At 68.9% G+C, this 22025-nt stretch carries 19 protein-coding genes and 1 tRNA gene; 4 read left to right on the forward strand and 16 right to left on the reverse strand.

What is annotated here, in order from left to right; all coding sequences use genetic code 11:
* Positions 1-3: 3 nt before the first annotated feature.
* Entirely contained in the window at positions 4-2643 is a 2640-nt protein-coding gene (polA, locus tag WFI52_RS06610; protein WP_336626216.1) for a DNA polymerase I, read from the reverse strand.
* Positions 2644-2823: 180 nt separating this feature from the next.
* On the opposite strand from polA, the gene WFI52_RS06615 reads away from it, so the two are divergent.
* Complete coding sequence (locus WFI52_RS06615) at positions 2824-3189, forward strand: hotdog fold thioesterase (RefSeq protein WP_336626302.1); 366 nt, start codon at positions 2824-2826, stop codon at positions 3187-3189.
* A gap of 51 nt (positions 3190-3240) precedes the next feature.
* Here the strand turns inward: WFI52_RS06615 and WFI52_RS06620 are convergent, their stop codons facing one another.
* On the reverse strand, positions 3241-3861 hold the full coding sequence (locus tag WFI52_RS06620) for an ANTAR domain-containing response regulator (protein WP_336626217.1): 621 nt from the start codon (positions 3859-3861) through the stop codon (positions 3241-3243).
* A gap of 57 nt (positions 3862-3918) precedes the next feature.
* Between WFI52_RS06620 and WFI52_RS06625 the strand changes: the two genes are divergently transcribed.
* Positions 3919-3999: transfer RNA gene (locus WFI52_RS06625), tRNA-Leu, on the forward strand.
* Between the two features lie 60 nt (positions 4000-4059).
* Here WFI52_RS06625 and pyk read toward each other — a convergent pair.
* The 13 genes from pyk to WFI52_RS06690 all read right to left on the reverse strand — a co-directional run bounded on the left by pyk (position 4060) and on the right by WFI52_RS06690 (position 18691).
* A complete protein-coding gene (gene pyk / locus WFI52_RS06630) occupies positions 4060-5508 on the reverse strand; it encodes a pyruvate kinase (protein WP_336626218.1) in 1449 nt (482 codons plus the stop codon).
* A gap of 46 nt (positions 5509-5554) precedes the next feature.
* Positions 5555-7024: a glutamate synthase subunit beta gene (locus tag WFI52_RS06635; RefSeq protein ID WP_336626219.1), complete on the reverse strand. Its 1470-nt coding sequence runs from the start codon at positions 7022-7024 to the stop codon at positions 5555-5557.
* A complete protein-coding gene (gltB, locus tag WFI52_RS06640) occupies positions 7017-11603 on the reverse strand; it encodes a glutamate synthase large subunit (RefSeq protein WP_336626220.1) in 4587 nt (1528 codons plus the stop codon). The genes WFI52_RS06635 and gltB overlap by 8 nt, the downstream gene beginning before the upstream one ends.
* Before the next feature lie 91 nt (positions 11604-11694).
* Positions 11695-12663, reverse strand: a complete 969-nt coding sequence (gene lgt / locus WFI52_RS06645; RefSeq protein ID WP_336626221.1) for a prolipoprotein diacylglyceryl transferase — start codon at positions 12661-12663, stop codon at positions 11695-11697.
* Between the two features lie 43 nt (positions 12664-12706).
* Positions 12707-13489, reverse strand: coding sequence for a tryptophan synthase subunit alpha (gene trpA, locus WFI52_RS06650; RefSeq protein ID WP_336626222.1), 783 nt, complete (start codon positions 13487-13489; stop codon positions 12707-12709).
* On the reverse strand, positions 13486-14748 hold the full coding sequence (gene trpB / locus WFI52_RS06655) for a tryptophan synthase subunit beta (protein ID WP_336626223.1): 1263 nt from the start codon (positions 14746-14748) through the stop codon (positions 13486-13488). Before trpB ends, trpA begins: the two co-directional genes overlap by 4 nt.
* Positions 14745-15521, reverse strand: a complete 777-nt coding sequence (gene trpC / locus WFI52_RS06660; RefSeq protein ID WP_336626224.1) for an indole-3-glycerol phosphate synthase TrpC — start codon at positions 15519-15521, stop codon at positions 14745-14747. The genes trpB and trpC overlap by 4 nt, the downstream gene beginning before the upstream one ends.
* A 2-nt stretch (positions 15522-15523) precedes the next feature.
* Positions 15524-15751, reverse strand: coding sequence for a DUF6704 family protein (locus tag WFI52_RS06665; RefSeq protein WP_442927712.1), 228 nt, complete (start codon positions 15749-15751; stop codon positions 15524-15526).
* Between the two features lie 76 nt (positions 15752-15827).
* The gene (locus WFI52_RS06670) at positions 15828-16424 is read right to left on the reverse strand and encodes a Trp biosynthesis-associated membrane protein (protein ID WP_336637401.1); all 597 of its coding nucleotides are present in this window, start codon (positions 16422-16424) and stop codon (positions 15828-15830) included.
* Positions 16421-16774, reverse strand: coding sequence for a phosphoribosyl-AMP cyclohydrolase (hisI, locus tag WFI52_RS06675; RefSeq protein ID WP_336626226.1), 354 nt, complete (start codon positions 16772-16774; stop codon positions 16421-16423). The genes WFI52_RS06670 and hisI overlap by 4 nt, the downstream gene beginning before the upstream one ends.
* Entirely contained in the window at positions 16771-17535 is a 765-nt protein-coding gene (gene hisF, locus WFI52_RS06680; RefSeq protein WP_336626227.1) for an imidazole glycerol phosphate synthase subunit HisF, read from the reverse strand. Before hisF ends, hisI begins: the two co-directional genes overlap by 4 nt.
* Complete coding sequence (hisG, locus tag WFI52_RS06685) at positions 17535-18377, reverse strand: ATP phosphoribosyltransferase (protein WP_336626228.1); 843 nt, start codon at positions 18375-18377, stop codon at positions 17535-17537. Before hisG ends, hisF begins: the two co-directional genes overlap by 1 nt.
* A 50-nt stretch (positions 18378-18427) precedes the next feature.
* Positions 18428-18691 (reverse strand): phosphoribosyl-ATP diphosphatase, encoded by a 264-nt coding sequence (locus WFI52_RS06690; protein WP_336626229.1) that lies wholly within the window; start codon positions 18689-18691, stop codon positions 18428-18430.
* A 56-nt stretch (positions 18692-18747) separates the two neighbouring features.
* On the opposite strand from WFI52_RS06690, the gene glsA reads away from it, so the two are divergent.
* A complete protein-coding gene (gene glsA, locus WFI52_RS06695; RefSeq protein WP_336626230.1) occupies positions 18748-19920 on the forward strand; it encodes a glutaminase A in 1173 nt (390 codons plus the stop codon).
* Between the two features lie 41 nt (positions 19921-19961).
* On the opposite strand, the gene rpe is transcribed toward glsA, so the two are convergent.
* Complete coding sequence (rpe, locus tag WFI52_RS06700; RefSeq protein ID WP_336626231.1) at positions 19962-20621, reverse strand: ribulose-phosphate 3-epimerase; 660 nt, start codon at positions 20619-20621, stop codon at positions 19962-19964.
* A gap of 120 nt (positions 20622-20741) precedes the next feature.
* On the opposite strand from rpe, the gene WFI52_RS06705 reads away from it, so the two are divergent.
* Positions 20742-22019 carry a hypothetical protein gene (locus WFI52_RS06705; RefSeq protein WP_336626232.1) on the forward strand — a complete coding sequence of 426 codons (1278 nt, stop codon included), beginning with the start codon at positions 20742-20744 and terminating at the stop codon, positions 22017-22019.
* The last annotated feature ends 6 nt before the right edge of the window (positions 22020-22025 follow it).

Here is a 22025-nt window from a genome sequence, read left to right on the forward strand (position 1 = left end):
CCATCAATGCCCGGCGACGTCCCAATCGGGCCCACGCCCGATCTGCACATCGAGCGGCACGGTGAGGTCCGCGGCATCCCCCATCCGCTGCGTGACGATCTCTTCGACGGCGTCCCACTCCCCCGGCGCCACCTCGACGACGAGCTCATCGTGGATCTGCAGCAGCACGCGCGAACGCAGCCCCTCTGCGCGCAGCTGATCGTGGATGTGGAACAGGGCGATCTTCATGATGTCGGCCGCCGACCCCTGGATCGGGGCATTCAGCGCCGCACGTTCCGCGTTCTCGCGCAAGACGCGGTTCGGACTGGCAAGGTCGGGGAACGGTCGCCGGCGACCGAAGATCGTCTCGGTGTAGCCGTCGACCCGCGCCTGCTGCACCGACTCGCGCAGGTAGTCGCGAACGGCTCCGAACCGCGCGAAATACTCCATCATGAGCTGCTTGGCCTCGGACTGGTCGATGCGCAACTGCTTCGACAGCCCGAAAGCGGAGAGCCCGTAGACGAGCCCGTAGCTCATCGCCTTGACCTTGGTGCGCATCGCGGGGGTCACGTCGGCGGGCTCGACGCCGAAGACCCGCGCGCCGACGAATCGGTGCAGGTCCTCTCCCGAGTTGAAGGCTTCGACGAGGCCGGCGTCGCCGGAGAGGTGCGCCATGATGCGCATTTCGATCTGCGAGTAGTCGGCCGTGAGGAGCGTGTCGTACCCCGAGCCCACTTCGAACGCCGCGCGGATGCGGTGCGACTCCTCATTGCGGATGGGGATGTTCTGCAGGTTGGGGTCGGTGCTCGACAGGCGCCCCGTCTGGCTGCCCGTCTGCAGGTACGTCGTGCGCGTGCGTCCGTCGGGACCGATCGACACGTCGAGCGATTCGATGATCTGGCGCAGCTTCGTCGCCTCGCGATGTTGCAGGAGGAGGTCGAGGAAGGGGTGGGGGTTCGACTCCTGCAGGTCCGCGAGCACGGCGGCATCCGTCGAGTAGCCGGTCTTCGTCTTCCGCGTCTTCGGCAGCTGGAGCTGCTCGAAGAGCACCTCCTGCAACTGCTTGGGCGAGCCGAGGTTCACCTCGCGATCGATCTCGGCGTAGGCGCGCTGCGCGATGTCGTCGGCGCGGGCGGCGAGTTCGCCGGAGAACTCGGAGAGCTTCGCGTGCGAGATCGCGACGCCCGCGAGCTCCATGTCGGCGAGAGTGTCGAGCGTCGGCAGCTCGATGTCGGTGAGCACGGATGCCACGGAGGCGGGCATCTCCTCACGGATCCGCGCGCTCACCCGCACCGCGAACCACGCGAGCTGAGCGGGCGTCGCGCCCTCGGTCTCGGGGACGAGCTGGGTGGGGTCGGCCTCGGGCAGCTTCTCGTCGAGGTAGCGATCGACGAGATCACCGAGGCCCTTGTCGGGGAAGCTCGGGCGCAGCAGCCAACCGGCGAGGATCGGATCGAAAGCGAGACCACCGAGGCGCACCCCCGCGCGGCGCAGGGCCTTGATCTGCGGCTTCGCGTCGGTGACGATCTTGGCGCTGTCGCCTTCGAGCCACGGTCGTAGGCTCGCAGCGACATCGTCCGTCCAGCTGGCCTCCGCGGCTTCCGTGGTCCCGGCCACGCCGATGCGGGCGGGCAGCCCGCCCTCGACCGTCAGGTGCAGGGCCAGCTCGCCGGTGTGCGCGTCGAGCCATGCGGCCAAGGCCGGGCCGTCGAGTTCGGCGGGCACCGGAGCCACGACCGCGGGAGCGGATGCCGCGGCGATGTCCTCGGCATCCGTCGCCATGGCCTCGAACACGCGCGGCAGCAGCGTACGGAACTCGAGCCGGGCGAAGATGTCGCGCACCGCCTGCGCATCGATCGGCTGCAGTGCGAGGTCGGCCGGCCCCACGGGCAGTTCGACATCGCGCAGGAGCGCGTTGAGCTGCCGGTTGCGGCGCACGTCGTCGAGGTGGTCCCGAAGGTTGCCACCGACGACGCCCGTGATCTTGTCGGCGTTCGCAAGGAGCGCATCGAGGCTTCCCCACTGCGTGAGCCACTTGACGGCGGTCTTCTCCCCCACCTTGGGCACACCCGGCAGGTTGTCGCTCGTCTCGCCGACGAGAGCCGCGATGTCGGGATAGTTCGCGGGGGCCAGGCCGTACTTCTCGACGACCGCGTCCGGCGTGTACCGCTTGAGTTGCGAGACGCCCTGCACGCTCGGGTAGAGCAGCGTCACGTCGTCGGTGACGAGCTGGATGGTGTCGCGATCGCCGGAGCAGACGAGAACCTCGAACCCCTGCGCGGCGCCCTCGGTCGCAAGGGTGGCGAGGATGTCGTCAGCCTCGATGCCGTCCTTCGTGAGGACGGGGACGTTCATCGCAGCAAGGCACTCCTGCAGGAGCGGGATCTGGCCCTTGAACTCGGCCGGCGACTCCGAGCGGTTGGCCTTGTACTCGGGGTACTCGTCGGTGCGGAAAGAATGCCGCGATGTGTCGAACGCGACCGCGAGATGCGTCGGCTGCTCCGCCTTCACGAGGTTCACGAACATCGACAGGAAGCCGTAGATCCCGTTCGTGTGCTGCCCGTCCTTCGTGGAGAAGTTGTCGACCGGGAGTGCGAAGAAGGCGCGGTACGCGAGCGAATGGCCGTCGACGACGAGAAGAGTAGGCTTCGAGGAGTCCGTCACCCTGCCAGCCTAGACGCGGGGTGCGACACCGACTTCTCCGCATCCGATCGCATCCGAAGGTGGACGATGACCGCTGAGCGTACGCCGCAGACCCCCGATGGCCTCGAATGCCCCGACGGCCTCGAATGCCCCGATGGCCTCGAATGCCCCGACGGCCTCGAATGGGTGAGCAGACGCGGAATGGGCGCGTTGGCCGAGAGGATGGGGATAGAGTTCGTCGAGTTCTCGATCGAGCGCGCCGTGGCGACGATGCCGGTGGAGGGCAACACGCAGCCCGTGGGGCTCGTGCACGGCGGCGCGTACGTCGTCCTCGGCGAATCGCTCGGGTCGATGGCGGCGAACCTGCACGCGGGGCCCGACCGCCTCGCTGTGGGCATCGACATCAACGCCACCCATACCCGTTCGGCGACGAGCGGCATCGTGACGGGCGTCTGCACGCCCATCCACCTCGGCCGCTCGCTGACGGTGCACGAAATCGTCGTGACGGACGATCAGGGACGCCGCTGCTCGACGATCCGGATCACGAACATGATCAAGGACCTCTGACGCGGCATCCCCCCGCTCGGCATCCCCTGCTCGGCATCCTCCGAGCGGTGGTCAGGCCTTCTTCGGCGACAGCTGCTCGATGATCGCCTTGGCGACGTCCTGCATCGTCAGACGGCGATCCATGGATGCCTTCTGGATCCACCGGAACGCCTCGGGCTCGGACAGGCCCATCTTCTCGTTGAGGAGGCCCTTCGCGCGGTCCACGAGCTTGCGGGTCTCGAAGCGCTCGACCATATCGGCGACCTCGGCCTCGAGCGTGATGATCTGCTCGTAGCGGGCGAGAGCGATCTCGATCGCGGGCAGCAGATCGTTGGGCGTGAACGGCTTGACGACGTACGCGAGGGCGCCGGCCTCACTCGCGCGCTCCACGAGTTCCTTCTGACTGAACGCAGTCAGGAGCACGACAGGCGCGACGTGATTCTTGCTGAGCTTCTCCGCGGCGGAGATGCCGTCGAGGACGGGCATCTTCACGTCCATGATGACCAGGTCGGGGCGCAGCTCCGTGGCGAGCTGAACAGCGGTCTCGCCGTCGCCAGCCTCACCGACCACATCGAAGCCGTTGTCGCGGAGGATCTCCACGATGTCGAGGCGGATCAGCGACTCGTCCTCGGCGACGACGACGCGGCGCGGGGAGGTCGGGTTCGAGGCGGGGGTCAATTCCTGCTCAGTCACTCGTCCATCCTAGAGCCAGGAGAAGGGCGCACCTGCGATAGTGTCGAATGCGCGTGCGCCGGTGTGGCGGAATGGCAGACGCGACCGACTCAAACTCGGTTGTCTTCGGACGTGTGGGTTCGACTCCCACCACCGGCACGACGAAGGGCGGATGCCCGGGGCTCTCCCCCGGGCATCCGCCCTCTCCGCGCCTCCGGCCTACTTCTCGGCCTGGTAGATCGGCGCGTTGCCGTGCACAGCGTCGCCGATCCGGTGGACCCGGATGTCGTTCGTGCCGCCGATGATGCCGGGAGGGGACCCGGAGATGACCACGACCTTGTCCCCTTCTTTCGCGAGACCCTTGCCGAGGAAGAACTCGTCCACCTGGATGAACATGAGGTCGGTGTGGGCGACGTGCTCGACCAGGGTCGACTGCACGCCCCATGTGAGCGCCATCCGGCGACGGATCGCCGGGTCGACGGCGAATGCCATCATGGGGATCCCCGGGCGAAGCCGCGACATGCGTCGCGCCGTGTCGCCCGACTCGGTGAAGATCGCGATGTACTTCGCCTCGATGAACTCCGCGACCTCGTTGGCCGCGAGGGTCATGACACCGCCCTGGGTGCGCGGCTTGGCGTTGAACGGACGAATGCGCTCGAGGCCGTGCTCCTCGGTCGACTCGACGATGCGCGCCATCGTCTGCACCGTGACGACCGGGTAGTCGCCGACGCTCGTCTCCCCGGACAGCATGACCGCGTCGGCGCCGTCGAGAACGGCGTTGGCGACGTCGGATGCCTCGGCGCGCGTGGGCACCGGGGCGTGGGTCATCGACTCGAGCATCTGCGTCGCGACGATGACGGGCTTGGCCATGCGTCGGCACATCTCGACAGCGCGCTTCTGCACCACGGGAACCGCCTCGAGGGGCAGCTCGACAGCGAGGTCGCCGCGCGCGACCATGATGCCGTCGAACGCGTCGATGATCTCCTCGAGGTTGTCGACGGCCTGCGGCTTCTCGATCTTCGCGATGACGGGGATCTTGCGCCCCTCCTCCGCCATGATCTCGTGCACGCGGCTGATGTCCGCGGCATCCCGGACGAACGAGAGGGCGATGAGGTCGGCGCCGGCCTTCAGACCCCAGCGGAGGTCCTCCTCGTCCTTCTCGGAGAGGGCGGGGACGCTCACGGCGACACCGGGCAGGTTGATGCCCTTGTTGTTGGACACCGTGCCGGCGACGACGGTGCGGGTCGTGACGACCGGCCCGTCCACGCTCTCGACCTGGACGCGCACCTTGCCGTCGTCGATCAGGAGGAAATCGCCGGGCTTGACGTCGTCGGCGAGGCCCTTGAACGTCGTGCCCACGAGGTCGCGCGTGCCCACGACGTCGTCGGTGGTGATCCGCAGGATGTCGCCCACGGCGAGGTCGTGCGGGCCGTCGCTGAACTTTCCGAGGCGAATCTTCGGACCCTGCAGGTCGACGAGGATCGCGACGGCGCGGCCGGCGTCCTCCGCGGCCTTGCGCACATTGGCGAAGCGGACCTCGTGCTCGGCGTAGGAGCCGTGGCTCAGGTTCATGCGGGCCACGTCGACGCCGGCATCGATGATCGCGCGGATCATCTCGTACGACTCGGTGGCGGGGCCCAGGGTGGCGACGATCTTCGCGCGTCTCACTGACTGATCTCCGGTCTGTCTTCGGTTTTCGGGGGTTGACCTCAGCCTACGCGGGCTGCAGGCCGATGGCGACGTCGGTCGGGCGCACCGGAGACGGCAGGGCCGTCCGCCCCATGAGGTACTCGTCCACGGCGGCCGCCGCGGCCCGTCCCTCGGCGATCGCCCAGACGATCAGGGACTGGCCGCGACCGGCGTCGCCGGCCACGAACACGCCGGGTGCGGTCGACTGGTAGTCGTCACCGCGCTCGACGTTGCCGCGGCCCGTGAACACGGTACCCAGCTGGTCCTCGAGCGCGCTGCGCTCCGGGCCGGTGAACCCCATCGCGATGAGGACGAGATCGGCGGGGATCTCCCGCTCGGTGCCGCTCTTCGGCACGCGTCGGCCGTCCGCCAGATACTCCGTCTCCGCGAGCCGGAGCGCCCGGACTTCGCCCGCCTCGTTGCCGAGGAACTCGACGGTCGATGCGAGGTATGTCCGCTCGCCGCCCTCCTCGTGCGCCGAGGACACCTCGAAGAGGGTCGGCATGGTGGGCCACGGCTGGTGGTCGGGCCGCGCCGCAGGCGGCTGCTTGCCGATCGCGAGGTTGGTCACGCTCAGCGCGCCCTGTCGGTGCGCCGTGCCGATGCAGTCGGCGCCGGTGTCGCCGCCGCCGATGACGATGACGTGCTTGCCCTCGGCGTGGATCTGCTGCGGCACCTGGTCACCCGCGACAGCCTTGTTCGACTCGATGAGGTACTCCATCGCGAAGTGCACGCCCTCGAGGTCGCGGCCCGGGATGGCGAGCTCGCGGGGCACCGTGGCGCCGGTGGCGATCACCACGGCGTCGTACCGCGCGCGCAGGTCCGCCCACGTGATGTCGACTCCGATCTCCACGCCCGCGCGGAAGCGCGTGCCTTCGTCCTGCATCTGGCGCAGTCGTGCCTCGAGGTGGCGCTTCTCCATCTTGAAGTCGGGGATCCCGTAACGCAGAAGTCCCCCGATGCGGTCGTCGCGCTCGAAGACGGCGACCGTGTGGCCCGCGCGCGTCAGCTGCTGTGCGGCGGCGAGGCCGGCGGGACCCGATCCCACGACCGCGACGGTCTTGCCGGTCAGACGCGCCGGCGGCTCCGCCTCGACCCAGCCGTTCGCGAAGGCGTCATCGATCGTCGTGACCTCGATCTGCTTGATCGTGACGGCGGGCTGGTTGATCCCCAGCACGCACGACGACTCGCAGGGCGCGGGGCACAGCCGCCCCGTGAACTCGGGGAAGTTGTTCGTCGCGTGCAGGCGTTCGATCGCGGCGCGACCCTCGCCGCGCCACATGAGGTCGTTCCACTCCGGGATGAGGTTGCCCAGGGGGCATCCCTGGTGACAGAACGGGATGCCGCAGTCCATGCAGCGTCCTGCCTGACGACGGAGTACGGCCGAGTCGCCCGGCTCGTACACCTCTTTCCAGTCCATGATGCGCACGGGAACCGGCCGGCGCGCCGGGAGCTCACGCTCGGTGTTCTTCAGGAAGCCCTTCGGGTCAGCCACCGGTCACCTCCAGGATGCGGGTCCAGACGACGTCGCCGTCGGGGTCGAGCCCCTCGGCGACGGCATCGGTACGGGTCTTGAGCACCGCGGCGTAGTCGCGCGGCATCACGCGGACGAAGTTGTCGGCTTCCGCCTCGAAGTCGTCCAGCAGGGACGCGGCGAGCGTCGATCCGGTCTCGGCGACGTGGCGCTCGAGAAGGTCGCGCAGCATCTCGACGTCGCCGGAGCCGAGTTCGAGCAGCTCGAGCTCTCCCGAGGCGAGGGCCTCGCGGTTGACGAGGTCGCGATCGAGCTTGTAGACGTAGGCTGCGCCGCCGGACATGCCCGCGCCGAGGTTGCGCCCCGTGGGCCCGAGGATCACAGCGAGACCGCCGGTCATGTACTCGAGTGCGTGGTCGCCTACACCCTCCACGACCGCCGTTGCACCGGAGTTGCGCACGAGGAACCGCTCCCCCACGACGCCGCGCAGGAACAGGGTGCCCTGGGTCGCGCCGTAGCCGATCACGTTTCCGGCGATGACGTTGCGGGAGGCATCGAAGGAGGCATCCCGCGGCGGCCGGACGACGATCTGTCCGCCGGAGAGACCCTTGCCGACATAGTCGTTCGAGTCTCCTTCCAGCCGCAGCGTGATCCCGGCCGGAAGGAACGCGCCGAACGACTGCCCCGCCGAACCGGCGAGGTTGACTTCGATCGTCCCGGCGGGCAGCCCGTGCTCGCCGTGCGCGAGGGTGACGCGGTTGCCGAGCATGGTGCCGACGGCGCGCTCGGTGTTGCGAATGGGCAGGGAGATCTCGAAGTGACCGCCGTGGGCGATGACGTCCTGAGCCTGCTCGATCAGCTGTACGTCGAAGTGCTTCTCGAGCTCGTGGTCCTGCTCGCGTGCGTGACGACGCGGGGCGTCCTCGGCGAACGCGGGCCCATCGAGGATCGGTGTGAGGTCGAGGCCGGATGCCTTCCAGTGCTCGATCGCGCCGTTCACGTCGAGCAGATCGTTGCGACCGATCGCCTCGTCGAGCGAGCGGAAGCCGAGCTCGGCGAGGTACTCGCGCACCTCCTGTGCGAGGAACTGCATGAAGTTGACGACGAACTCCGGCTTGCCGGTGAAGCGGCTGCGCAGAACGGGGTTCTGGGTCGCAACGCCCACCGGGCACGTGTCGAGGTGGCAGACGCGCATCATGATGCAGCCCTCGACGACGAGCGCGGTCGTCGCGAAACCGAACTCCTCGGCTCCGAGCAGCGCCGCGACGATGACGTCACGCCCCGTCTTGAGCTGGCCGTCGGCCTGCACGACGACGCGGTCGCGCATGTCGTTGAGCATGAGCGTCTGCTGCGTCTCGGCAAGCCCCAGCTCCCACGGCGTGCCGGCGTGCTTGAGCGAGTTCAGAGGGCTCGCCCCCGTGCCGCCGTCATGGCCGGAGACGAGGATGACGTCGGCGAGGGCCTTCGCCGTCCCCGCGGCGACCGCACCGATGCCCGACTGACTGACGAGCTTCACGTGCACGCGGGCCGCCGGGTTCGCGCGCTTCAGATCGAAGATCAGCTGCTTGAGGTCCTCGATCGAATAGATGTCGTGGTGCGGCGGCGGCGAGATGAGGCCGACGCCGGGCGTGCCGCCGCGCGTCCGTGCGATCCAGGGGTACACCTTGCCGGGAGGCAGCTGTCCGCCCTCGCCGGGCTTCGCGCCCTGGGCGAGCTTGATCTGGATGTCGTCCGCGTGCGTCAGGTACATGCTCGTCACGCCAAAGCGGCCGGATGCCACCTGCTTGATGGCGCTGCGTCGCTCGGGGTCGAGCAACCGCTCTACGTCCTCGCCGCCCTCGCCCGTGTTCGACTTCGCGCCGATCGAGTTCATGGCGATCGCGAGGGTCTCGTGCGCCTCCTTCGAGATCGAGCCGTAACTCATCGCACCCGTCGAGAATCGCTTCACGATCGACTCGACCGGCTCGACCTCGTCGATCGGCACGGGCGGGCGCTCGCCGGTCTTGAGTCGGAACATGCCGCGGAGCGTCTTCAGCTCCGCCGCCTGGTCGTCGATGAGCTTCGTGTACTCGCGGAAGATGTCGTACCGGCGGGCGCGCGTGGCGTGCTGCAGGCGGAACACCGTGTCGGGCGTGAACAGGTGCGGCGCACCGTCACGACGCCACTGGTACTCGCCGCCGGTCCAGAGACGCTCGTGGGCGCGCGCGGCACCGTCCTCGGGATAGGCGTAATCGTGGCGCGCCTGGTTCTCCGCGGCGATCTCACGGATGCCGATGCCGCCGAGCTTCGTCTCGGTGCCCGTGAAGTACTTCTCGACGAATGCGTCGGACAGGCCGACCGCCTCGAACACCTGCGAGCCCGCGTACGACGACACCGTCGAGATGCCCATCTTCGACATGATCTTGAGCACGCCCTTGCCGAGCGCGTAGATGAGGTTGCGCACCGCCTTCTCGGGTGTCACACCGGTGATGAAGCCCGCGCGCACGAGGTACTCGACGGTCTCCATCGCGAGGTACGGGTTGATCGCCGAGGCGCCGTAGCCGATGAGGGTCGCGACGTGGTGCACTTCGCGCACGTCGCCCGCCTCGACCACGAGTCCGACCTTCATCCGGTTCTCCTGGCGGATGAGGTGGTGGTGCACCGCGGAGAGCATGAGCAGGGACGGAATCGGGACGAGGTCCTTGTTCGAGTCACGATCGCTCAGGATGATGAACTCGGCGCCCTGCGCGATCGCGGCATCCACTTCGGCGCACATCTCGTCGAGGCGATTCTCGAGGGCGTCGGGGCCCTTGTCGAAGTGGTAGAGCCCCCGCACCGTGACGGAGCGACGACCCGGCAGCGCCTTGTCGATGTTCTGGAGCTTCGCGAGCTCGTCGTTGTCGATCACGGGGAAGTCGAGTGTGATCGTGCGGGTGTGCTCCGGTCCCCATTCCAGCAGGTTCCGCTCCGGGCCCAGGCCGAGGGCCAGGGATGTCACGACTTCTTCGCGGATCGAGTCGAGCGGCGGGTTGGTCACCTGCGCGAACTGCTGCACGAAGTAGTCGAACAGGAGGCGCGGGCGCTCGCTCAGGACGGCGATCGGCGCGTCCGAGCCCATCGCACCGAGGGGCTCGGCGCCGTTCTGTCCCATCGGGGTGAGGAGGATGCGGACCTCCTCCTCCGTGTACCCGAAGGTGCGCTGGCGACGCGTGATCGACGCGATCGGGTGCACGATGTGCTCGCGCTCGGGAAGATCCTTGAGGCGCACGCGACCGGCATCCAGCCACTCCTGCCAGGGCTCGAGGGTCGCGAGGTCGCGCTTGACCTCGTCGTCCTCGATGATCCGACGCTGCGCCGTGTCGACGAGGAACATGCGCCCCGGGCGCAGCCGCCCGCGGCGCTTGATGCGCTCCGGAGCGAAGTCGAGCACGCCCGTCTCCGAGCCGATGACGACGATGCCGTCGGTCGTCTCGGTCCAGCGCCCAGGGCGCAGTCCGTTGCGGTCGAGCGTCGCACCGACGAGCGTGCCGTCCGTGAAGATGAGCGCGGCGGGGCCGTCCCACGGCTCCATCTGCATCGAGTGGTATTCGTAGAACGCGCGCAGGTCCGGCGCGATGTCGGCCTGCTTCTCGTACGCCTCCGGGACCATCATCATGATGGCGTGCGGGAGGCTGCGGCCGGTGAGGGTGAGAAGCTCGAGGACCTCGTCGAAGGATGCCGAGTCGCTCGCTCCCTCGGTGCAGATCGGCAGGAGCGGACGGATGTCGCCGATGAGCTCGGACTCGAGCTGCGACTGCCGCGCGCGCATCCAGTTGCGGTTCGCGCCGACGGTGTTGATCTCACCGTTGTGCGCGAGCATGCGCAGGGGCTGCGCGAGCGGCCACGACGGGAACGTGTTGGTCGAGTACCGCGAGTGCACGACGGCGAGTTCCGAAGCGAAGCGCTCGTCGGAGAGGTCGGGGTAGAACGGCTCCAGCTGAAGCGTCGTGACCATGCCCTTGTAGCCGAGCGTCCGCGAGCTCAGCGACACGAAGTACGCGTCGTGCTCGCGGCGGGCGCGCTTGCGCAGTCGGAAGACCCGACGATCGAGGTCGATCCCCGACAGTGCGGGCGCATCGCCGACGGCGGGACGTGAGACGAAAAGCTGCTCGAAGGCCGGCTGAGCGGCATGCGCGAGCTTGCCGAGGTGCGTGTCATCGGTCGGCACGACGCGCCAGCCCAGGACGGTCAGACCTTCGGAGGCCGCGATGTGCGCGACCCCGGCCTTGACGGCCGCGCGGGCCTCCTCGTCCACCGGAAGGAACGCCAGGCCCGCCGCGTACTCGCAGACGGGCGGGAGGTCGAAGTCCACGACCGCACGCAGGAAGGCATCCGGCATCTGCGTGAGGATGCCGGCGCCGTCGCCGGTACCCGCGTCCGAACCGATCGCGCCGCGGTGCTCGAGATTGCGCAGCGCCTCCAGGGCGAGAGACACGATGTCGTGCCCGGGCTCGCCGCGGAGCGTGGCGACCATCGCCAGTCCGCACGCATCCTTCTCGAAAGCGGGGTTGTACATGCCCTGCTTTGCGGGAAAGCTTCCGGGCGACGTGGACGTCGATTCACGACGGGGGCTCGGTGCCATACCTACCGTCCTCAATGATCTTGCTGCCGTGGGGACGACGTCGGCCCGGTGTCAAGCAGGGTGTGTGTCAAGCAGAGTGTGTAGCGGGGTGCTACTTCGAGGCGACGGCGCTTGTGGCAGTGTCCGCGACGGTATCGGACGTCGGGGGTGCGCTGACGTCGACGAATTCGTCGGTGTTCTGCGATTGTACATTCCCTCTGCGGCTGCCTTCGCGTCCCGGCTGGTACGGCGAGGGCTCCCGTCCCGGGTGGCGGCGCTTCTGCACGAAGAAGATGACGATTCCGATCACGACGCCGAAGATCGCCGCCCAGACGTTGGTGCGCAGACCGAAGAAGACCTCGCTCGGGTCGATGCGGATGTTCTCCCAGACGACGCGGCCCGCGCTGTACCAGACGAGGTAGAGGGCGAACAGGCGTCCCCACTGCAGCGTGAACCGCTTTCCCGCCCACAGGAGGAAGATGACACCGAGCGTGTTCCAGATCACCTCGTAGAGGAACGTGGGGTGGAAGAGGGTGCCCTCGGGAAGCCCCGCGGGCCACGCCGCGTTCGGATAGTCGATCTCAAGGCCCCAGGGGAGGTCGGTGGGGAGGCCGTAGAGCTCCTGGTTGAACCAGTTGCCGAAACGTCCGAGCGCTTGCGCGAGGAGAAGCCCCGGTGCAAGGGCGTCCGCGAAAGTCCAGAACCGGATGCCGGTCCACTTGCAGCCGAGCCAGGCGCCGATCGCGCCGCCGATGAGGGCACCGAAGATCGCGATGCCACCCTCCCAGATGCGGAAGATCGCCCAGATGTCCTTACCGTCGCCGAAATAGAAGCCCCAGTGGGTGACGACGTGGAAGATGCGGGCGCCGATGATCGCGAGGGGGACGGCGATCAGGCAGATGTCGATCACGACCCACGGCTCGGCTCCGCGTCTGGTCAGGCGGCGATTGGTCATGATCGCAGCGACGACGATCCCCGTGAGGATGCAGAGGGCGTAGAAGTGGATCGTCAGCGGGCCGATCTGGAACGAGCTGATCGAGGGGCTCGGAATCGACGCGGCGACGGAGGCGGTGGAAAGCACGAGGGGAAGTCTACTTCGCCCGTCGCGCCTCCCCCGCGCCGCGTCAGCGGCGGGTGCCGGATGCGAGAGCGCGCGCCTCGGCGGAGAGCCCGTCGACGCCCCCGTCGCGCAGCGCTCGCACGAGCGCTGTACCGACGATCGCGCCGTCGGCATACTCCATGACCCCGGCGACCTGGTCGGGCGTCGAGATGCCGATGCCGACGCACGCACGCTCCGCGCCGTGGTCGCGCAGGCGTGCGACGAGGGTCCGCGCCGCGGCATCCAGTTCCGCCCGCTCCCCCGTGATCCCCATCGTCGAGACCGTGTAGACGAAGCCCGTCGACGAGCGGACGATGAGGTCGAGCCGTTCGTCGGTGGAGGTGGGCGCGGCCAGGAAGACACGATCGAGTCCCGTGCGCTCGGACGCGGCGATCCAGTCGGCGGCGGCATCCGGGGTGATGTCGGGAGTGATCAGTCCCGCGCCGCCAGCGGCGGCGAGATCGTCGGCGTAGCGGTCGACGCCGTACTGCACGACGGGATTCCAGTACGTCATGACGAGGATCGGCACGTCGGTGCGCTCGGCGATCGCGCGCACCGCGGTGAAGGTGTCGCGCAGCCGGAACCCGGCGGCCAGGGCAGCACCGGTCGCTTCCTGGATGACGGGACCGTCCATGACCGGGTCGGAGTACGGCGGTCCCAGCTCGAGGATGTCGGCGCCGGCCTCTGCGAGAGCGACGGCCGCCTCGACCGAGGTATCGAGGTCGGGGTAGCCGATCGGGAGGTACCCGACGAAGGCGCCGCGTCCATCCGCGTGAGCCGCGTCGATGGCATCCGTGACCCGACTCACAGTTCGGTCCCCTCCCCCTTGGCGCCGTCGGTGGCGGCGGGCTCTTCGACCGGGCTGGCGCCCTCGTCGTACAGTCCGAACCAACGGGCCGCGGTGTCCATGTCCTTGTCGCCCCGTCCGGAGAGGCTCACGGCGATGATCGCGTCCGGCCCGAGCTCCCGCCCGAGCCGCAGCGCACCCGCGAGGGCATGCGCCGACTCGATCGCGGGGATGATGCCCTCCGTGCGGCTGAGCAGACGGAGCGCCTCCATCGCCTCGGTGTCGGTCGCGGGGATGTAGTCGGCGCGACCGATGGAGGCGAGCCAGGAGTGCTCGGGACCGACGCCCGGATAGTCGAGACCGGCCGAGATCGAATGCGACTCGACCGTCTGCCCGTCCTCGTCCTGCAGGACGAACGTTCGAGCCCCGTGCAGCACGCCTGGTCGCCCGCGTTCGATGGAAGCCGCGTGCTTCTCCGTATCCACGCCGTCGCCGGCCGCTTCCACCCCGTACAGACGCACGTTGGCGTCATCGAGGAAGGCGTCGAACATGCCGATCGCATTGGAGCCGCCGCCGACACAGGCGACGACGGCATCCGGCAGTCGCCCCGTCTCGTCGAGAAGCTGCGCGCGTGCCTCCTCGGAGATGATCTTCTGGAAGTCGCGCACCATCGCAGGGAACGGATGCGGCCCGGCCGCCGTGCCGAAGATGTAGTTCGTCGTCTCGACCGAGGCAACCCAGTCGCGGTACGCCTCGTTGATCGCGTCCTTGAGCGTTCGCGACCCGGTCGTCACGGGCACGACCTCGGCGCCGAGCAGACGCATGCGTGCGACGTTGAGCGCCTGCCGCTCGGTGTCGACCTCGCCCATGTAGACCGTACAGTCGAAGCCGAACAGAGCCGCCGCCGTCGCGGTCGCGACACCGTGCTGGCCGGCGCCGGTCTCGGCGATGACGCGGGTCTTGCCGAGACGCTTCGTGAGGAGCGCCTGCCCGATCACGTTGTTGATCTTGTGGGAGCCCGTGTGGTTGAGGTCCTCGCGCTTGAGGAAGATGCGCGCCCCGCCCGCGTGCTGCGCGAACCTCGGCACCTCGGTCAGCGCCGAAGGTCGCCCGGCGTAGGAGTGCAGGAGCGCTTCGAACTCGGCCTCGAAGGCGGGGTCGGCCTTCGCAGCCTCGTATTCCGCCGTCAGCTCATCGATCGCGGCGATGAGCGACTCGGGCATGTAGCGCCCGCCGAAGTCGCCGAAGAACGGACCGTGCTGGTCGCGCAAGCTGGTCATGATCCCGCCTCGAGGAATGCGTGCAGAGTGGATACCGGATCGTTGGTGACGAGCGCCTCACCCACGAGGACGACGTCGGCGCCCGCCTCCCGGTAGTGCGCGACGTCGGAGGGAGAGAGCACCGCGGACTCGGCGATCTTCACGGCATCCGCGGGAAAGCGCTCGACAAGCGAGCCGAACAGGTCGCGGTCGAGCTCGAAGGTCGAGAGGTCCCGCGCGTTCACGCCGATGAGTCGGGCGCCCAGGTCGGCCGCACGCTCGAGCTCCTCCCGCGAGTGGGTCTCGACGAGAGGCGTCATGCCGAGCTCGGTCACGAGGGAATGCAGTTCCCGCAGGAGCGGCTGCTCGAGGGCGGCCACGATGAGCAGCACGAGATCGGCACCGGAGGCCCGCGCCTCGAGGATCTGGTACGGGGTCGCGATGAAGTCCTTGCGGAGGACCGGCAGGCGCACGCGGCTCTTCACCGCTTCGAGGTCGGCGAGCGAACCCTTGAACTTCCGTCCCTCGGTGAGCACGGAGATCGCCGAGGCGCCCCCCTGCTCGTAGCGCGCGGCTTGGAGGGCCGGGTCGGGGATGGATGCCAGGTCGCCGCGCGACGGGCTCGCGCGCTTGACCTCGGCGATGATCTTGACGCGGTCGGCGGGAGCGAGGGCGGCGAGGGCGTCGAGCGCCGGTCCCTGAGCGAGCGCGGCGCGCTCCACCTCGGCGAGCGGCCTGAGCGCGGCGCGGGCCTCGGCATCCTCCACCGCACCCGCGGTGAGGTCTGCCAGCATGATCAGTGCTGCTTCGGCGAGTACTTCGGGCCGCGCGCGCCGTAACCGGCCTTGGCCAGCGCCCAGCCGACGATCGCGCCCGCCACGAGGAGGCCGAACGACGCCCACACGAGGACCGGCATGTCGAAGAAGAAGAACACGGTGCCCAGGGTCACGGCGACGAGCATGATCACAACGGCGGTCCAAGCGGCCGGGGAGTGTCCGTGGCCGGGGTCGTCGATGCTGCTCATGATTCTCCTTCTGCCGTGAGGCACTGCGGTGGCACTGTTGTGGCGCCGTTCTGACGCGGGCGGCTCGTCTCCGAGTCTAGCGGGCGGTCGGATCGTCGCCGTGCGACAGGTCGTCCCACGCGTCGATCGCGTCCTGCGGGCGCGACCCGGAGTCGGCGTGCCCCGTGACCGGCTCGCGCTGGTAGCGACGGCCGCCCGAGCGCCACCGGTGCGCCGTCGCGAGCGTGAAAGCGCCGCCGACGAGGATCAGAAGCCCCGCCACCGCAGCGGCGAAGGGCCAGAACGTGCCGGTGACGACGTCGACGAGATCGGCGACGGCATCGGCCCCGGAAAGCCCCGTCGACGCCGTCACGACGGTGGCCACGGCATCGGTCGGGTGCTCCAGCGCGATGCGGGCGGCGGCGATGAGGACTGCCCCACCGATGACGACGCCGAGCACGCCGAAGACGTAGCGGAGCGCCCGGCCGACGACCGTCAACGCGAGTCCCAGAGCGAGCGCGGCGAGGCTGAGGGGCGCGAGCACCGGCATCGCCGATGCGCCGGGCACGGGCAGGGGCTCATTCGCTCCCGCGCGCAGCGTGACCTCCAGCCACGTCTGCGTCGAGGAGATGATCGCGATCGCGCCGCCGACGACGATCGCGAGCACGCTGGTCAATCGCGCGCGGGCGATCACGGCGCGGTGCCCGTGATGGGCGCAAGGTCGTCGGCATCGAAGCAGGTGTGGTCGCCGGTGTGGCACGCGGCGCCGACCTGCTCGACGGAGATGAGGAGCGCATCGCCGTCACAATCCAGGCGTGCGCCCTTCACGTACTGCGCGTGGCCGGAAGTGTCGCCCTTCCGCCAGTACTCCTGCCGCGAGCGCGACCAGAACGTGACGCGGCCCTCGGTCAGGGTGCGGCGCAGAGCCTCGGCATCCATCCAACCGAGCATCAGCACCTCGCGGGTGTCGTACTGCTGGATGATCGCAGGGGCCAGCCCATCGGCGTTCCAGGCGACGCGGTCGATCCGGATGTCGTCGGTCATCGCCGCACCTCGATTCCGCCGGATGCCAGAGCATCCTTCACGTCGCCGATGGAGAGTTCACCGGAATGGAAGACGGATGCCGCGAGCACCGCGTCAGCTCCCGCGTGGATGGCGGGGGCGAAGTCGCGTGCGGCCCCGGCGCCACCCGAGGCGATCACCGGGACCGACGAGATCTCCCGCATGAGGGCGACGAGCTCGAGGTCGAACCCGTCCTTCGTGCCGTCGGCGTCGATCGAGTTGACGAGGAGCTCCCCCGCACCGCGGTCGATCGCCTCGCGCGCCCAGTCGAGGGCGTCGAGCTCGGTGAGCGTGCGACCTCCGTGCGTCGTGACGACGAACCCGGATCGGGTGCCGGGAGCGCGCTTGACGTCGAGAGAGAGGACGAGCACCTGCGCGCCGAACCGGTCGGCGATCTCTCCGATGAGATCGGGACGTGCGATCGCGGCCGAGTTCACCCCGACCTTGTCGGCGCCGACACCGAGGAGTCGCGCGACGTCGTCGGCAGAGCGCACTCCCCCGCCGACTGTCAACGGGATGAAGACCTCTTCGGCCGTCCGGCGCACGACGTCGTATGTCGTCGCACGGTCATCCACCGTCGCCGTCACATCGAGGAAGGTCAGTTCATCGGCTCCCTGAGCGAAGTACAGGGCGGCGAGCTCGACGGGGTCGCCCATGTCGCGCAGGTTCTCGAAGTTCACGCCCTTGACGACGCGGCCGGCGGCGACGTCGAGACACGGGATGACACGACACGCGAGCGACATCAGAGCCTCGCGTTGTGGATGGCGGTGACGAGGATCGCGCGCGCGCCGATGGCATACAAAGCGTCCATCACCTGGTTCACCGTCTTCCGCGGGCTCATGACGCGCACCGCGACCCACGCGGGGTCGCGCAGCGGCGAGATCGTCGGCGACTCGATCCCGGGTGCGAGCGCGACGGCCGTGTCGACGAGGTCGGCCGGCAGATCGTAGTCGATCAGCACGTAGCGACGCGCGACCATGACTCCGCGGAGGCGTCGCAGCAGGGTCTCCGTGCCGTCCGCCTCCACGGGAGCGCCGATGAGGACGGCCTCCGACTCCAGAAGCACGGGTCCGAAGATCTCCAGCCCGGCCTGGCGCAGCGTCGTGCCGGTCGAGACGACATCCGCCACGGCATCCGCGACGCCCAGCTGCACGGCGGACTCCACGGCACCGTCGAGCGGCACGAGATCGACCGCGACGCCCTGTTCGTCGAGGAATCCGTCGACGAGCCCCGGGTAGGCGGTCGCGACCCGGAGGCCCTCGAGATCGCTGATGTCGTGGAAGCGGCCGGGAGGGCCGGCGAAGCGGAACGTCGAGCCGCCGAAGCCGAGTTGTTCGATCTCGCGAGCACCCGGCATCCGGGCGTCCAGCAAAAGATCACGACCGGTGATGCCGACGTCGAGCGCGCCCGACCCGACGTAGGTCGCGATGTCCTTCGGCCGCAGGTAGAAGAACTCGACCTCGTTGACGGGGTCGATGACGTGGAGATCCTTGGGGTCGCGACGGCCGGTGTATCCGGCCTCGGCGAGCATCTCGGCGGCGGTGTCGGCAAGCGACCCCTTGTTCGGCACGGCGATTCGCAGCATGTCGAGTGAGCTTTCGGTTCAGGGCGGCTGTAGAGAGGAAGGGAGCGCGCTCAGAGATGTCGGTAGACGTCTTCGAGCGTGAGGCCCTTCGCGAGCATCAGCACCTGCAGGTGATACAGCAGCTGCGAAATCTCTTCGGCCGTCTCGGCGTCTGACTGGAACTCGGCGGCCATCCAGACCTCGGCGGCCTCTTCGACGATCTTCTTGCCGATCGCGTGGACACCGCGATCGAGCTGCGCAACCGTGCCGGATCCTTCGGGGCGGGAGGCCGCCGTGGCGGTCAGCTCCGCGAACAGGCCGTCGAACGTCTTCACCCTGACAGGCTACCGGTCCCGGAGGGGTCACGCTCTCGCAGCGATATCGTCAACGCATGGAACCGGTCCGACGATTGCTCGAAGGAGTCCTGGACGATGTCCGCGGCTTGGATGCCGGGCAGGTCGCCGACTACATTCCCGAACTCGCCCGCGCAGCGCCGGATCGACTGGCCGTCGCGGTGGCCGGACCTGCCGGCGGCGTCGTCGCCGCCGGAGATGCCGAGCTCGCCTTCACCATCCAATCGATCTCGAAGCCGTTCGTCTTCGCGCTGGCCCTCGACGAGCTCGGCCGGGACGAGGTGATCCGTCACGTCGGGGTCGAGCCGAGCGGTGAGCCGTTCAACGCGATCAGCCTGGAGCCGAGCACGGGGCGCCCGGCCAACCCCCTGATCAACGCCGGCGCGATCGCCACGACGGCCCTCGTCGCTCGGGCGGATCCTTCGGCGCGAGTGGCGGCCATCGTCGCGGGTCTGTCGCGGTTCGCTGGCCGCGAGTTGACCACCGACGAGGCCGTTTACGCCTCTGAGTCGGCCACCGGCCACCGCAATCGCGCGCTCGCGCACCTGCTGCGCTCGTATCGCCTCATCGACGGCGACCCGCACGACGTGGTGGAGGCGTACTTCCGGCAGTGCTCACTGCTCGTGACCGTCGCGGATCTCGCGGTGATGGCGGCGACACTGGCGTTCGGCGGGCGGAACCCGGTGACCGGTGAGCGCGTCATCACCGCGCGCACCGCGCGCGATGTCGTCTCGGTGATGACCAGCTGCGGGATGTACGACGGGTCCGGATCGTGGCTGCTCCGCGTCGGGCTTCCCGCCAAGAGCGGAGTGTCGGGTGGCATCATCGCCGTCGCGCCCTCCCAATTCGGCGTCGGCGTCATGAGTCCGCGTCTGGATGCCCACGGGAACAGCACGCGCGCGAGCGCCACCCTGGAAAGGCTCTCCGACGGTCTCGGGATGCATGTCTTCGACGAGCACGAGGCCATCGCGGCGCCGCGCGTCGCCATCGTGCGCGACAACACCGGCGGGGTCCGCGTGACGCTTGACGGCGAGCTCTCCTTCAGCGGTGCGGAGCGGGTGCTCGCTCAGCTGCGCGGCATCCACGTCGACATCGATGCGATTCCCCTCACCGTCGACCTTCGCGGGGTGACGCAGATGCACCCCGCCGCGCTCGCTGTCGTCCGCCAGCAGGTCGCCGCGCTCGGCGGGACCGTGGAGATCGAGGACTGAACCGCCGTCGCGTCGGCGAGAGGGTGAGGTGCGCGTCGGCCTCAGTGAGTATGGGCGGAAGCCGTGGAGCGCAGCGCTGCGATCGCCAGCGCAGGATCGGCTGCGCCGAAGACGGCGGAGCCGGCCACGAACGTGTCCGCACCGGCTTCGGCCGCCTGCGCGATCGTCGACTCGGAGATGCCGCCGTCGACCTGGAGCCAGACCTCGGATCCCCGCCGGCGGGCTTCGTCACGCAGACGGGCGAGCTTGGGCATCTGGTCGGGCATGAACGACTGGCCCCCGAAGCCCGGCTCGACAGTCATCACGAGGATCTGATCGAACTCGTCGAGCACGTCGTAGAGCCCTTCGACCGGGGTCGCGGGCTTCACCGCAACCCCGGCGCGCGCACCGATGCCTCGGAGGCGCCGGGCGAGAGTGACGGGATCGGCAGCGGCCTCCAGATGGAACGTCACCGATGCCGCACCGATCTCCGCGTACCCCGGCGCCCAGCGGTCGGGGTCCGTGATCATCAGATGAACATCCAGGGGCACGGGACTCGTGGCCTGGATCCGTTCGACCATCTGGGGGCCGAACGTGAGGTTCGGCACGAAGTGGTTGTCCATGACGTCGACGTGGACGAAGTCGGCATCCCCGATCCGTTCGAGGTCAGCCTGCATGTTGACGAAGTCGGCGGACAGGATGCTGGGGTTGATGCGTGCCACGCGCCCATTATCCACAGTCACCGGGGGCCCTGCGCCACGACGAGTGGTCGGGCCGGTATGTTCATACCGTCGCGGCTGCGACCTACGCGAGATTACATGAATGCACACGGGGGACGACGGATGAGTGAGAGCACAGGCGGGCCGAAGCCCGAGTGGGACGCGGCACGCGGCGAATGGGTGTCCGGCGCGTACCGCTGGGATGCGCCGGCCGGCCAGTGGGTGCTGCGCGAAACGACTCCGCAGCAGCCCTACGTCCCCGCCGCTCCGCAGACGAACGACGTTTCCGCGCCGCAGACGCCGTACGCGACCTCGCCGCAGGCACCGTACGCGACCTCACCGCAGGCGCCGTACGCGGCCTCGCCGCAGCCGCTCCCCGGCACGGGCACGCCGCCACCGGGAAAGAAGCTCCCGACGGGCGCACTGATCGGGATCATCGCCGGCGGCCTCGTGGTCGTCCTCGCGGTGGTCCTGGGCATCGTCTTCGCCGTCCGCGCGGTGGGTCCGGGACGATCGACCGCCGGCCCCCAGGAGGTCGTGTCGGACTACTTCGCCGCCCTCACGGCGGGCGACAGCAAAAAGGCATTGTCGTACCTCGATGCGAAGCCGGCGGACACGACCCTCCTGACCGATGAGGCGCTCGCCGCTTCTGCCGCGGCCGGTCCGATCGCGGACGTCGTCGTCACGGCATCCGAGGCATCCCGCACGGCGTACTCCGTCCCCGTCACCGTCGAGTACACGATCGGCGGGGAGCAGGTCAGCGGACAGTTCGAGGCCGTCGACTTCGAGCGCGATGGCTCGTGGACGCTCGGTCGCGGCACGATCGACATCTACGTGGGCGACGACTTCTCCGGGCTCAACCCCACGGTCAACGGTGTCGCGATTGACTCCGACACGATCACGGTCTTCCCCGGCGTCGTGGAACTCGCGATCGACAACGCGAACTACGCACTCACCGGGACGACCACCACGATCGTCAGCGACCCGGATGACTACTCCGCCGAGTTCGACGCGGATGTCGAGCTCAGCGACGCAGGTCTGACGACCTTCCGTGGCGCCGTGAACGACGCGGTCACCACGTGCATCGCCTCCAAGAGCCTCGTCGCCGGCTGCGGCATCGACCTGCCGGACGTCCTCAGCGACGGCACGAAGATCATCGATGGCACCGTCACACGCACGCTCCGCGCCGAGACGCAGGCGACCCTCGCGAACCTCGAGCCCGAGGAGATCTTCGGCGACCCGACTCAGGTGCGGGCGCCGTACCTGGGTGGACTCGACGTGACCGCCGACTGCGAAGTGAACGGGCAGCGCCAGACGGGGTGCACGTTCCTCTTCCTGCCCACGCTGGGATCGCCGCTCGTCGACATGGCGACAGAGCCGCCCGTCGTCCGCTGGGATTGATGCCGA

Origin of the sequence: Microbacterium sp. MMO-20, from assembly GCF_037147735.1 — a bacterium.
Classification (GTDB): domain Bacteria; phylum Actinomycetota; class Actinomycetes; order Actinomycetales; family Microbacteriaceae; genus Microbacterium.

Bases quoted from the DNA above. Each gene is read 5' to 3' on its own strand.
- WFI52_RS06615 (WP_336626302.1), top strand. From the start codon at position 2,824: ATGGGCGCGTTGGCCGAGAGGATGGGGATAGAGTTCGTCGAGTTCTCG.
- gltB (WP_336626220.1), bottom strand. From the start codon at position 11,603: ATGGCACCGAGCCCCCGTCGTGAATCGACGTCCACGTCGCCCGGAAGC.
- trpB (WP_336626223.1), bottom strand. From the start codon at position 14,748: ATGACCAGCTTGCGCGACCAGCACGGTCCGTTCTTCGGCGACTTCGGC.
- trpC (WP_336626224.1), bottom strand. From the start codon at position 15,521: ATGCTGGCAGACCTCACCGCGGGTGCGGTGGAGGATGCCGAGGCCCGC.
- WFI52_RS06665 (WP_442927712.1), bottom strand. From the start codon at position 15,751: ATGAGCAGCATCGACGACCCCGGCCACGGACACTCCCCGGCCGCTTGG.
- hisI (WP_336626226.1), bottom strand. From the start codon at position 16,774: ATGACCGACGACATCCGGATCGACCGCGTCGCCTGGAACGCCGATGGG.
- hisF (WP_336626227.1), bottom strand. From the start codon at position 17,535: ATGTCGCTCGCGTGTCGTGTCATCCCGTGTCTCGACGTCGCCGCCGGC.
- hisG (WP_336626228.1), bottom strand. From the start codon at position 18,377: ATGCTGCGAATCGCCGTGCCGAACAAGGGGTCGCTTGCCGACACCGCC.
- glsA (WP_336626230.1), top strand. From the start codon at position 18,748: ATGGAACCGGTCCGACGATTGCTCGAAGGAGTCCTGGACGATGTCCGC.
- WFI52_RS06705 (WP_336626232.1), top strand. From the start codon at position 20,742: ATGAGTGAGAGCACAGGCGGGCCGAAGCCCGAGTGGGACGCGGCACGC.